Genomic DNA, 12,742 nt, shown 5'->3' with positions numbered 1-12,742 from the left:
CTATAACGTTACTTAAATAGCACCGCCTCTCAAACAATAACGACTCAGGTATTCACTATGTATAGAAAGAACGCTCTCGTTATCGGCTTGGCTGCCAGCACGCTGGCGCTTATCGGCTGCCAAGAATCCAGCACGCCGCAAACTAACAGCTCGGCCAGCTCTTCTCCCAAGTCGATGACTAGCGCCCCCAAGCCAACCGCTGTGGCGAGCATCACTTTGAGCAACCCCAGCCAGCAAGAGCGCTCCGATACGCCATATATTATTAATTTTAACGAGCTTGGGGTTAACTCTGGCGATGACCTCGGTGTCTCACTTGACGGCGAGGCCATCGCCAGCCAACTCATTGATCGTGATGGCGACGGTGACAATGATAGCCTGTTTACCTTATTGGACTTTAAGCCGGCGGAGTCGCTGTCTTTAAACGTGGTAAGCGGGCTAGAGCCGGTGGACACGGCCAAACGCTCTCAGGCTGAAATTTCTCACAAGGTCGATGGGCAATGGCAAAAAGACCCGGAAAAACCAGGGAAACAAATCTACGTTGGCGGAACATTCGAGAACGTCGATCAGCTGACACCGCCGCCCCAGCATGACGATCACTCCTACTATATTCGTTACGAGGGCCCGGGGATTGAGTCCGATAAGGTGGGTTATCGTATTTATCTCGACCGCCGTAACGGTTTTGATATTTTTGGTAAAACCCAACCGGCGATGGCGCTGCAAAACGTAGGGCAAGACGGCTATGACTCCTACCACCATATGGCGGACTGGGGCATGGATATACTCAAGGTTGGCAGCTCACTTGGGGCCGGCGGCTACGGATTTTGGGACGGCGAAAAAGTTGTTCGGGTACAGGACGTTGAGGGCTGGGACGCTAAAATCCTCGACAACGGCGACCTCTACTCCTCACTCAGTATCGATTATAAGAACTGGCAGGTTAACGACATGCCGGTCAACTTAAATGCCATACTTTCCATGCATGGCGGCAGCAGGATGGTCCACACACGCCTGAGCCTCGACAAATCACTGGACAACTTTGCGATAGGCTTGGTTAAGCATCCCGGCACCGAGTTCATTCAGGGTGATATCGATATTACCGGAAAAGCCTATACCTATGTCGCCAGCTGGGGGAAGCAAACGCTCAACAATGATCTATTAGGCATGGCGTTATTGTTTCGAAAATCCGATCGCGAGCAGCAAACTGAAGACGAGCACAACTATGTATCTGTAATGAAGGCCGCCGGTGAAGATCTGGATTACTATTTTCTGGCCGCGTGGGAGGGCGAAGCTAATGGCATCACCTCCAAAGAAGCTTTTATCGAATACCTCAACGCAGAGGCTCAAAAGCTCACGGTACCACCGCGCGAACAAGTTAAAACGCGTCTCGGCGAATCAGAAAAGTCTTTTCCGGTAAGTGCAGAACAAGCACTTAACTGGAGCAAGCGCCTGGCCGATGACGAGCTTGAACGCAAAGCCCTGGGCTATCATGTAAATGGCTGGGATGTGAACCGCGAGCGCGACCCTAAATTTGAATACGATATTATCGGCTTGCTGCCGCTAGCCTATGACGAGCTCAACAAGATCGCCCCGGACCCGCGCTACGCCGAGGTAATGCCCAAAGTAACAGGTAGCTTTATCAACGATAAAGGTGAGATTGCCCGTTATAAAGTTAGCAACTACAACATCGACAGCGTCAAACCAGGGCGCAACCTGCTCGCACTGTTCCAGGAAACTGGCAAAGAAAAGTACAAGATTGCCGCCACTACCATCCGCGAGCAATTAGAGCATCATCCTAAAACCAGCGAAGGCGCCTTCTGGCACAAGAAAAAATACGACAGCCAACTGTGGCTGGACGGCGTGTACATGGGCATGCCCTTTCTGGCGGGCTATTCTGTGATGTTTGAAGACGGCGCCAGCTTGGGCGAAGTTGTAAAAGAGTTTGAATTAACGCGTAAATATCTACGCGACCCTGAAACGGGCCTGTATTACCACGCCTGGGATGAAAAGAAACAGCAGGACTGGGCCGACCCGGAAACCGGCTTGTCACCGCACTTTTGGGGCCGGGGCATGGGCTGGCTGGCCATGGCACTGGTGGACGTACTGGAAATCATTCCAGAGGAGAACACCGAACAACGGGCACCACTACTGGCCATGGTTAAAGAAATGGCCGAGGATCTACAGCGCTATCAAGACCCACAAACCGGCGTTTGGTGGCAAATCATGGATATGCCTGAAGCTCCCGGAAACTACCGCGAATCCAGCGCCAGCGCTATGTTCAGTTACTTTTACTCGAAAGCTATTAATAAAGGTTACCTAAGCGACGACTTTACCGAAACAGCGCAAAAAGCCTACGACGGCCTGATACGAGAGTTTGTTACCGTGGGTGCCGATGGCAGCATTAGCATGACCAATCAATGCTATGTCGCCGGTCTCGGCTTCGGGCGCGACGGGAGTTACGACTATTATATGAGCGAACCCGTATTTAAAAACGATCCAAAAGGTACCGGGCCTTTTATTCTGGCAGGTATCGAAACTTATAAGCTTTTAAAGTAACCGTTAATTACCAGTAACCACCGACAGTCAACGGGATGAATCATGAACATTATTGAAGAACGCTTTGCCGTTCACCTAGATGACTACAAACATTACGACACGGATAAAATCCGCAAACACTTTTTAATTGAAAAGGTGTTTGCGGCCGATGAAGTCTTGTTTGTATACACGCACTATGAGCGCATCATGGTCGGCGGCGCGATGCCCGTTAACAAACCGATTCCACTGGAACCGGTGTACCAACAAAAGGCCAACTTTTTTCTCGAGCGACGCGAACTTGGCGCCATTAACGTCGGGGGTAAAGGGGCGATTACAGTCGATGGCGAGCGCTTTGAAATCGCAACCAAAGAGGCGCTTTACCTAGGTCAAGGCGCTCAAGAGGTCATTTTTGAAAGTGATGATCCGGCCAACCCGGCCAAGTTTTATATGAACTCAGCGCCGGCACATCATGCCTACCCCCATAAAAAGGTTGGCATGAGCGACGCTAAGGTACTAGAGATGGGCTCATCAGAGACCTGCAATGAGCGAAAAATCAATCAGCTACTGATTAGCGGTGTCGTGCAAACGTGCCAATTGCAAATGGGCATGACTGAACTGCAACCAGGCAGCATCTGGAACACAATGCCAGTGCATACCCACAGTCGGCGCATGGAGGCCTACTTTTACTTCAATATTCCGGAAGAACAAGCCGTGTGCCACTTTATGGGCCCCGCCGATGAGACCCGCCATATCTGGGTTGGCAATGAACAAGCCATCGTCTCACCGCCCTGGTCAATGCACTCCGGCGTAGGCACCGCCAACTACACCTTTATATGGGGCATGGCCGGTGAAAATCTCGACTACACCGACATGGACTTCCACAAGCCTCATACCTTGAAGTAATACGAATTTTATAGGATCAATTATGTCTACCGAATTATTTTCTCTACAAGGCAAAGTGGCGCTGGTTACCGGCGCCACTCACGGCCTGGGCATGGCTATGGCCATGGGTCTTGGCAAGGCGGGCGCCACGGTTGTTATCAATGGCCACTCATCGCAAGAGAAAGTCGATACAGCCTTAAAAGAATACCGCGACGCGGGCATCACCGCCCACGGCTATTTATTTAATGTGACCGACGAAGCGCAGGTAAACGACGCCGTTGCAAAAATTGAAAGCGACGTGGGCCCCATTGATATCTTAGTAAACAACGCTGGCATTATTCGCCGTACACCACTGCTGGAAATGGAACTGGACGAGTGGGAAAACGTTATTAAAACCGACCTCACCGGCGTGTTTACCATGACCAAGCCCGTAGCAGCCCGAATGGTACAGCGCGGCGGCGGTAAGGTCATTAACATTTGCTCGATGATGAGCGAGCTCGGGCGCAACTCGGTGGGTGCCTATGCCGCCGCTAAAGGCGGCCTAAAAATGTTAACCCGAAATATGGCCACCGAGTGGGCCAAACACAATGTACAGGTGAACGGCATCGGCCCCGGCTACTTTGCCACCAGCCAAACGGCACCGATACGGGTAGATGGCAATCCTATGAACGAGTTTATTATCAGCCGCACGCCGGCCGGTCGCTGGGGCGACCCGGAAGACCTGCAAGGCGCCACCGTCTTTCTGGCGTCCAGGGCATCGGACTTTGTCACGGGGCAGATAGTCTATGTCGATGGTGGCATCCTGGCCACCATCGGCCGCCCTGCCAACGAAACCTAGAATGGAACACGGCACAAGCCCGCTCGGCTTGTGCCCACTTTAAATGACTTATGGCGAACGTTTTAACCAGGTTTCTGCGGCAGCACGGTCAGCCCGTGAAAAAGCTTTTAACTCCAGCCCCGGAATCAACATCCCTTCTAATTCGCTGATTTTTTGCAACCATGACTGATCAGCTAACACCGCAACTCGGTCAAACTTTCGAATCAAGCCCAGCATTGATGGCATTCGCATAAACTCTGCCAATACCGCACGGGGCTCAGGTAATTTAAAGTCCACCACATCGTACAACATGGTGCCGTGATCTACACCGCGCGCTTTAACCATCAAGTCGTCAAGCGCCTGGCTCATTTGCTCTTTATTCAGGCGCCCTGACAGGGTAATGTTTAAGTGGTTATCGATCTTCTCAATCTGCAACATAATATGATTCTCCAGATTAAACGCGCGCTAAAATAACGCCGCATGATCACATAAATATTTTCCGTCCTGCTGCACCAAAACCATTTCGGCAACAAACTCGCCAGGGGCTTTGGTAAAATACTGCCGCCACACAATGGCGACAGAGTCTGGCCGGCGGAACACAGCAACCAGTTCGCGCTTGGCAAAAAAGCCTGTTTCGGCCTGATATTTTTCGCACACTTTACGCAAGTAATCCGGCATTACAATTTGTTTAAGCCGATCAGTAAAGTCCCGCGTGTGGCGGGCGTGATCGATGTCACCAGAGGCCGACATCAGGTTGTCCATAATGGGGGTTGCAACAGCGAGGATCTCAGCTTCAGGTGCTGTGATAAAGTCCATATTATCGTCTCTACGTAGATTGCGAAGCACACGCCCAAGCTCAGTCCAGGCAACTAAATATAGGCGTATAACACCGTTTAGTAAATTACCGGGAACAGACTTGTGGGGTTTTCGAGTTTTATAATACGACAGCGAGTTGGCGCGTACTTGTCAGCCGCCATGCCATGCAAACTGCCGTCGGCGTGCATTGCCTCCAACCCCTCACTCAGACGCGCAATAAGCTTTGGGCGCTTACTCGTCACGACGGGGGTGCTGGATAACGGATAGTAAATAAGCAGGTTGGGGACGACGGCAAAGCGCTCTGGGTTTGGGGCGTATTTTTGCAAGATAGACTCGGTTTCATTTACCCCCAGAGGTAAGTAATCAATATCACCTTTATCGAGCGCTTTTAGTAACGCGGGTAAATCTTCACTGCCCACCACCGGCAGTTCATTGGCTTCGTAGACCCACATGTCTGGCCAATACAGCCCTTGACCGGCGAGCTTGTCACGCAAATCGTGCGCGTGTTGCACGCCGGCAAACTCAGCTAGCCTATCGCGTCTAACCACCACATGGCGGTAACCCAACTTGCCTCCTGCGATAGGCACCGGAATCAGTGTTATTTCATCGGGCGGGAAGCTCAGGTACGACGTAGGGACAATATGAATTTTATCCCCGGCGGTGAGCAGGTGGCGCCAATCGCCGCCGAGAGAGCTTTCGCGAGACACCACTAACTTATAGGGTCCGTACTTTGCTTCAGTACGCTCCAGTGCCCGAGTAATCACGTCGACTTCGTGCTCGGCGCGCCCCGGCGCATTACCCCCAACCCACAACACATATTCGGGTATAGCGGGGTTTGATGAGCTCGCAACGGTATCGGCCGCTGAATTCTGCTGGGCCGCATACGCTGGCACTGCACTGCCCACTAGCAGGCAGGCGACGCCCATCCAACGCATTACCGCTTTTTTGATCATTACCATGTCGCCCACCGTTATCCGCAATCGTCTATTATTGTCGCCACAGGTGGCAGCCATCATACCATAGCCGTCGTAGGCTTCACTGGTTGTTGAAATTAAAACACCTTTTCGATATTCCAAACCCATCTACCCGGTCCAGGCCTTGCCGGCTCTGGGCTCGCGTAAAAGCTTACCGATTTTCAGACGTCACACTTTCACCCGGTCGCAAAGTGTGGCGACCCACCCTACTGGCGCCAACTAGCCTGCCTAAGCCACAGCCCCGCTTACACCCGCTGGGGTATCGCACTAAAACCAAGAGAAACCACTATGACAATAAAGTACTCACATCCCAAACGCTTGCTCAGTGCCGCGCTCTGTGCCAGCGCCATATTGTGCAGCCATGCATCGCTGGCCGCGCGTTTTCAGGCCGAAGATTACACCGCTTTTGCCGACACCTCCGCCGGCAACACCGGAGGCGCCTATCGCTCAGATGACGTCGATATTGAAGCCACGAGTGACGAAGGCGGCGGCTATAATGTGGGCTGGATAGAGGCCGGAGAGTGGCTCACCTACGCCAGCCTTAACATCCCCGCCAATGGCCGCTATGTGGTTCGGGCACGCGTCGCCAGTAGCACAGGCGGCGCCATGTCAGTCGACCTCAATGCCGGCTCGATCCTGCTCGGCGAGCTCGCCATACCCTCCACGGGTGGTTGGCAAAGCTGGCAAACCGTAGAGCGAGAGGTCGATTTGAGCGCCGGCACCTACAATCTGGGCGTCTACGCCAGTACTGGCAGCTGGAACTTTAACTGGATTGAAGTCGAGCCCGTGGGCAGCACCGGTGGCGGAGGCAGCAGCGTAACCTTTGAGGCCGAAGATTACGACAACGCCAGCGACACCACGCCAGGCAACACCGGGGGCACTTATCGCAGCGGCGATGTGGATATCGAAGCCACCAGTGACCAGGGCGGCGGCTACAATGTTGGCTGGACCGAATCCGGCGAGTGGCTGGCCTACAATGATTTCAATGTCCCCACCGCCGGCAACTATCAATTTGAGGTGCGAGTCGCCAGTGGCAGCGGCGGAGTACTGTCGCTGGATGTAAACGGCGGCAGCACGTCACTGGGCGAAGTCGCCATTCCGGTAACCGGCGGCTGGCAAACCTGGCAAACGGTGACGCTTGATGCGTACCTACCGGCCGGTAACCACAGCCTTGGGGTGTATGCCACCACTGGCGGCTGGAACCTCAACTGGATTAAAGCCACACCCACCGATGGCGGCGGCAACCCAAATCCCAACCCAACGGTTACCTGGAGCGATGAGTTCGATAGCATCGACTTAAACACCTGGAACTTTGAAACCGGCGGCAACGGCTGGGGTAACAATGAGCTGCAGTACTACACCAATGGCAACAATGCCTCGATCCAGTACGATCCGCAGGCCGGCAGCAATGTACTGGTGCTGGAAGCTCGACAAGAGACTGGCGGCGCCTGCTGGTTTGGTGGCAACTGCGGCTACACCTCAACCCGGATGAACACCCGCAACAAAAAATCGTTTAAATACGGCCGGATGGAAGCTCGTTTAAAGCTGCCTAAAGCACAGGGTATTTGGCCCGCCTTCTGGATGCTGGGTGACAACTTTAATACTCAGGGCTGGCCTCAGGGTGGTGAGCTGGACATTATGGAACATGTTGGCACCAACAACATCACCTCGGGCGCGCTGCACGGGCCGGGTTACTCAGGCAACACGCCTATCACCGGACACCTCGATCATGCCACACCTATCGAGCAATCCTATAAAATCTACGCGGTCGAGTGGGATGCAAACGGTATTCGCTGGTACGTAGACGACATTAATTTTTACAGTGTGACTCGTGCGCAAGTCGAGCAATACGGCCAGTGGGTGTACGACCAACCTTTCTGGTTCTTGCTTAACGTCGCGGTTGGTGGCAACTGGCCGGGTGATCCGGATCACGCCAACTTTAGCACTCAGCGCATGTACGTCGATTACGTTCGGGTTTATCAGTAACAGCCACCGTACCCAAAAGCCCGCGATAGCCTCGCGGGCTTTTTTATGTCGGATAAATAATGTCACTACTGGCATAAAAAAGGCGGGCCATAACGGCCCGCCAAGTGAGGGTATCGAAACCCCATGCCAGAGGACTCCAAGCACTAAAACTTATACTTTGCCTTTAAGCCAAAAGTACGGCCGCGGGCCTGATAGGCCACATCTTTTGCCGCGCCGCCAAAGAGTTCTTTCTCGGTGGGAGCATACTCAGAGTCGTAATCGACGTCGGTACAGTTTTTACACCACAACTGAAACTCAAGGTTATCGTCAAACACGTAGGCGATACTGCCGTTTACTAACCCCACATCGTCTTGCACATCCTGACCATCGATCCACCAATAACGGTCAGCCGTGTAGCTGTACTCAATTTGCGTGATCAGGTTGTCGTCCCGGCCAATGGGTAAGTCGTGTCGCGCCGACACATTGGCGGACTGATGTGGAAAGTTGGGCATTTTCTCGCCGTGAAAATTATTGTCAAATGAAGCCTGAGTACCGGCGGGCAATTTAACGGTGTTAGCGGTACGAGCCAGCAACTCCGATTGCATACGATCGCGAATACCCGAGTCGAACTCGGTAATCTCGGATTCCATAATACCGACACCGGCGCTCAACAATAGATTATCCGTGGCGGCAAAGTCTAAGCTCAGCTCAACGCCATTGATTTCGCTTTTGGGAATGTTGTACAGGCTCTGCACAAAAATTGCACCATCAAACTCAAATTGCTGGGCGTTCTCGTAACGCTGGTGAAAGATCGCACCGTTGGCGCGCAATCGATTTCCCAACAAAGTTGACTTAAAACCAAGCTCGAAGCTATCCAGCGTCTCCTGATCATAACTGTCCGTCAATAACGCGCCCGAGGCATTAAAGCCACCACTTCTAAAACCACGCGCCGCCGTGCCGTAAAAGGTCCAGTCATCGCTTGGTGTATAAGCCAGCGAAACTTTCGGCTGAAACGCCGAGAAAGTCCGGCTAATGGTGGAGCCTGCGGGCGAACAGTTCTCTGGGTCAGCGACAGAATCACAGCTGCCCACTCCCAAACCAAAGGTGTCCACCGTTGGCCCATCAATACGGGTGACTTCGCGCTTATCTTCATCGTAACGGCCGGCCAGGGTCAGGGTTAAGGTGTCAGTCATGTGGTAATCAGTGCTAAAAAACACCGCCCAGGCGGTATTGTCCTGCTCGTTTTGGGTGGCATCAATTAAACCGTTACAGGTACTAAAGTCGGTTTTTATCGGGCCGCCGGGGTAAGCTGGCTGACAGTCAAAGGGTTGCCCCTCTGGCCGCTCCCAGGTGGTACGCAGCGTATCGGCGCGATCGGTTAACAAACCGTAGGCGCCAACCACGTACTCAAGCTCGTCCGAGAAGCTGCCAGACAAACGCAGCTCTTGCGATACGGTTTGTACATCATAGTACTGATCGGAGCCGACAAAATTACCCGCGGCCCAGTCTGCCAGTGTGGTGCTAAAAAATTCGCGATCGATGTCGCTATCAAGGCTGTCGATAAACGCGTTGACGTAGGGCTCGGTAAAAAACAACACGTTACCGGTGCGATCATTACCACGGGTTTCGCCGGCAACGCCATAGCGCTCATTGGTATCCGTCGCAGCAGTAATCGAGGTTAAGGTCACATCATCAAAACCATGCTCAATTTTTAACGAGCCACTATTGATGGTGCGATTCGCGGTTGGATTGCCGTTGGAGTTAATCGGAAACTCGTAAACCTCGTTTGGGTCTGTCTCTAAGCGGTAGATATTGCGATACCACATGGCGCCCGACTCGAGGTCATTTTGCGAATAGCGTAAATCCACCGAGGTGCGATCGGTTGGCTCCCAGAGCAGCTGGGCACGAAAATCGCGATTCTCTTCAAAATCCATGTAGCTGCTGCTCGGGGTATCTCCGGTCACCGCACGTGAATTTCGCTCGTAGACATCGTTTAAGTACTGGTTTTCGATGGTCCCGCCAAACGAGCGATGATTGCCGGCAAAGCGAAACATTAAATCATCGGTAATCGCGCCCGCGAGCGATCCGTTCACCTCAAACAAATCGCCATTGCCACCACCCACGCTAAAGCGGCCCTCGAAATCCTCAGTGGGTTTCTTTGAGGTGACAATCAAGGCGCCGCCTAAAGCATTGCGCCCATACAGAGCGCCCTGAGGGCCTTTTAGCAATTCAATTTGTTCTACGTCAAAAAACGACTGCGAAATTTCGGACGCGCTACCCACCTGAACACCATCGACAACAACGGCCACCGCCGGCTCAGAGTTACGTACTGACGAGATGCCGCGCACAATTAAAAACGTTGACGACGGGCTTAAGGATTCGGTGATAGCCACATTGGGGATTCTAACCGTTACATCCCGTGCGGCCTGGATATTCGCACGCTCTACCGCATCACCAGAAAAGGCAATAACGGTATCGGGAACCTGCTGTGAATTCTCTTCTTTACGGCGGGCGGTCACAGTAACCACCTCCAGGCCGTGGGCTTCAGGCTCTGCGGCCTGCTGAGCAACGCTGGCTGCGCTTGCTAAGGTGCCAAGGGCGGTAGCTACCGCCACAGACAGATACTTTTTATTCATATTATCGCTCTCTTGCGTAGATGGCTCGTTCATTATCGCGAGCTGACCGTCTTCGCTGACGCTATAGGTCAATGGCGTATAGGCTAAAATCTGATCCAGTGCCCGGGCGAGACTGTAAGTCCCTACTAGCGGGTTGGTAGTGACGCCCTTCACTCGATCAAACGGAAAAACCAAAGTTATATTGGCCTGCAAAGCAAACTCAGTCAGAGAGATGTCAGCTCGGCTTGCGGGGATATCAAAGTGATGTTTTTCGTCAAGGTTCACAGCATAAGCGCGTGCAAACACCATTGCCGCCAACAAAAAAAACGCAACACTTTTTGTAATCCCGGCGAGTATTACTCTCACCAAGGTCAAAGACGAACCTGCTTTTAATTTCCCCCAAAACCAATCTTTCATTATTATTTTCTCATCGGTTTGGCCTGAGTTTTATTGTCGATCAAGGCAAGATGGTTACTTAGGTGCTAGTCGGTTAGGGCATTAAGCTCAATGGAGTTGTCATCCAGGTAGCGATGACCAATTGAAAAATTATTTTGTAATCCAGCCAACAAGCCGTCGACATCGCCGGCGCGATACAGCCCGGCAATACGTATCGATTTTAGCTCCGGATCGGCAAAGGTAATCCTGGTATCGGTATAGCGGCTTACCTCGGCAATCGCCTGCGCCAGGGTCTCGCCACGAAACACTAATTCGCCGCGCTGCCAGCTCAGCAGGGTATTAACGTCGGCGTCACTCATTCGCTCTACGTCAGTATCCGCCTGGGCAAGCACCAATCGCTCGCGCGCACCAACCGGCTTTACCGCGGGGTCGATACGGCTGTAATTTGTATTCGCACGGGTTTGAGGTGCATCCGCAGCACGTGCATGGGCCGCCAGCACTTTACCCTCAGTAACAATCAGCTCAACACGGTTGCCTTCCAAAAGCTGCACATTAAATGCTGTACCCACCGCTTCGACTAATTTACCACCGGCAAAAACCCGCAAGGGGCGCGAGCTATCATGAGCCACCTGGACATTGAGCTCACCACGGCGCAGCAGAATATCGCGGTAACGGGCATTAAAATCCAACTCAAGTTGCGAGTTGGTGTTTAACGTTAAACGACTGCCGTCACTCAAGGCGATGCTGCGACGCTCACCTTTTGCCGTGGTCAGTACGCCCTTGGACGGAGCGGAGGACAGTAGCGCCTGGTTAAACCAACCGGGCTGCGCCACACCGGTCATCATTAAGGCGATGCTCAGGCAAACCACGAGCAGCACCGAAGCCGCGGCACTCAACATTAGCGGGCGGCGCCAGGGGGATGGGTTCATCTCCGGGAACAGCCCGGCCAATCGACTCAGTTGATCCATGTTGTCCCACAGCTGGGCACATTCATACAGCGCTCGCTCATGGGCTGGGTGTTGCTTTAACCAGCGGCTTAATTGGCTGCGCTCAGCGGCACTCAAGCCGCGATCCATGGCGGCCACCCAGCGACACGCGCGCTGGTCAATGTCATCTCGGCTCTCAAAGCGCAATACATTACTCATAGCGACCCGGCTCCAGCGATGCACCCATTTTATTCCGCATAAACCGACGTGACTTAAGCAGCCCCGTGGCTATGTGCTTTTCTACCGTGCTCTCACTAATCCCCAAGCGCTCAGCGATATCTTTTTGGCTGTAGCCGTAGACCTTTTTTAACACAAAGGCGCGCCGGCACTGTTGCGGCAGCTGCCGCACGGCCTCACAAAAAAGCGAAAACTCCTGATCACCGGTAACACAGTCAAGGGTACTGTCGTGCTCAGAGCCAAGTTCAAAGTCACTATCGCCGGATAGCTGAGTGATTGATGTAGCCAAACGGTATTCCGCTCGCTTTATGTGATCTAAAGCAAGGTTGCGCGCCATTTTGAGTAAAAATGACTGAGGGTTGCGTATGTGCCCCAAATCCCGAATTTGACAGGCTTTTACATAAGTTTCCTGCACTATATCTTCCACATCGTCAGGTGGTACCACTCTGCCCACAGTGCGGCGCATTAATCCGAGGGCCTTAAAGTAGATGCGTTCCATACCATTTGAATAGTGCATGCTCATACCTGGCTGTACTTATTATTAGGGCCGCTCGGTTGAGACCGCTGGCAATATTCTTCTGGCCT

The 12,742-nt window shown here is 52.9% G+C and carries 10 protein-coding genes; 4 read left to right on the top strand and 6 right to left on the bottom strand.

Translation table 11 applies throughout. The features are described 5' to 3' along the window. Positions 1 to 57: 57 nt before the first annotated feature. Genes SD69_RS05180 through SD69_RS05170 form a run of 3 tightly spaced genes read left to right on the top strand, consistent with a single transcriptional unit; the run spans position 58 to position 4,249 of the window. Positions 58 to 2,550 carry a DUF4861 family protein gene (locus SD69_RS05180; protein WP_041522364.1) on the top strand — a complete coding sequence of 831 codons (2,493 nt, stop codon included), beginning with the start codon at positions 58 to 60 and terminating at the stop codon, positions 2,548 to 2,550. A gap of 42 nt (positions 2,551 to 2,592) precedes the next feature. Then, positions 2,593 to 3,432: a 5-dehydro-4-deoxy-D-glucuronate isomerase gene (kduI, locus tag SD69_RS05175; protein ID WP_041522363.1), complete on the top strand. Its 840-nt coding sequence runs from the start codon at positions 2,593 to 2,595 to the stop codon at positions 3,430 to 3,432. 22 nt (positions 3,433 to 3,454) lie between these two features. Next, on the top strand, positions 3,455 to 4,249 hold the full coding sequence (locus SD69_RS05170; protein ID WP_041522362.1) for a gluconate 5-dehydrogenase: 795 nt from the start codon (positions 3,455 to 3,457) through the stop codon (positions 4,247 to 4,249). Between the two features lie 48 nt (positions 4,250 to 4,297). On the opposite strand, the gene SD69_RS05165 is transcribed toward SD69_RS05170, so the two are convergent. The 3 genes from SD69_RS05165 to SD69_RS05155 form a co-directional block, all read right to left on the bottom strand. Next, positions 4,298 to 4,666 (bottom strand): SpoIIAA family protein, encoded by a 369-nt coding sequence (locus SD69_RS05165; protein ID WP_041522361.1) that lies wholly within the window; start codon positions 4,664 to 4,666, stop codon positions 4,298 to 4,300. Between the two features lie 27 nt (positions 4,667 to 4,693). Then, positions 4,694 to 5,044: a hypothetical protein gene (locus SD69_RS05160; protein WP_041522360.1), complete on the bottom strand. Its 351-nt coding sequence runs from the start codon at positions 5,042 to 5,044 to the stop codon at positions 4,694 to 4,696. A gap of 77 nt (positions 5,045 to 5,121) precedes the next feature. Then, positions 5,122 to 6,120, bottom strand: coding sequence for a type 2 periplasmic-binding domain-containing protein (locus SD69_RS05155; RefSeq protein ID WP_157471616.1), 999 nt, complete (start codon positions 6,118 to 6,120; stop codon positions 5,122 to 5,124). 186 nt (positions 6,121 to 6,306) lie between these two features. On the opposite strand from SD69_RS05155, the gene SD69_RS05150 reads away from it, so the two are divergent. After that, on the top strand, positions 6,307 to 8,004 hold the full coding sequence (locus tag SD69_RS05150) for a carbohydrate-binding protein (protein ID WP_041522358.1): 1,698 nt from the start codon (positions 6,307 to 6,309) through the stop codon (positions 8,002 to 8,004). Between the two features lie 143 nt (positions 8,005 to 8,147). Here the strand turns inward: SD69_RS05150 and SD69_RS05145 are convergent, their stop codons facing one another. The 3 genes from SD69_RS05145 to SD69_RS05135 form a co-directional block, all read right to left on the bottom strand. Continuing rightward, complete coding sequence (locus tag SD69_RS05145; RefSeq protein ID WP_041522357.1) at positions 8,148 to 11,015, bottom strand: TonB-dependent receptor domain-containing protein; 2,868 nt, start codon at positions 11,013 to 11,015, stop codon at positions 8,148 to 8,150. A 65-nt stretch (positions 11,016 to 11,080) separates the two neighbouring features. Beyond that, the gene (locus SD69_RS05140) at positions 11,081 to 12,139 is read right to left on the bottom strand and encodes a FecR family protein (RefSeq protein WP_041522356.1); all 1,059 of its coding nucleotides are present in this window, start codon (positions 12,137 to 12,139) and stop codon (positions 11,081 to 11,083) included. After that, positions 12,132 to 12,674, bottom strand: a complete 543-nt coding sequence (locus tag SD69_RS05135) for an RNA polymerase sigma factor (protein ID WP_052480910.1) — start codon at positions 12,672 to 12,674, stop codon at positions 12,132 to 12,134. The genes SD69_RS05140 and SD69_RS05135 overlap by 8 nt, the downstream gene beginning before the upstream one ends. Between the last annotated feature and the right edge of the window lie 68 nt (positions 12,675 to 12,742).

The sequence above is a fragment of the Gilvimarinus agarilyticus genome (genome assembly GCF_000832015.1).
GTDB classification, from domain to species: Bacteria; Pseudomonadota; Gammaproteobacteria; order Pseudomonadales; family Cellvibrionaceae; genus Gilvimarinus; species Gilvimarinus agarilyticus.
The sequence above is the reverse complement of the archived record's forward strand: the minus strand, read 5'-3'. Positions and strand labels throughout refer to the sequence as shown.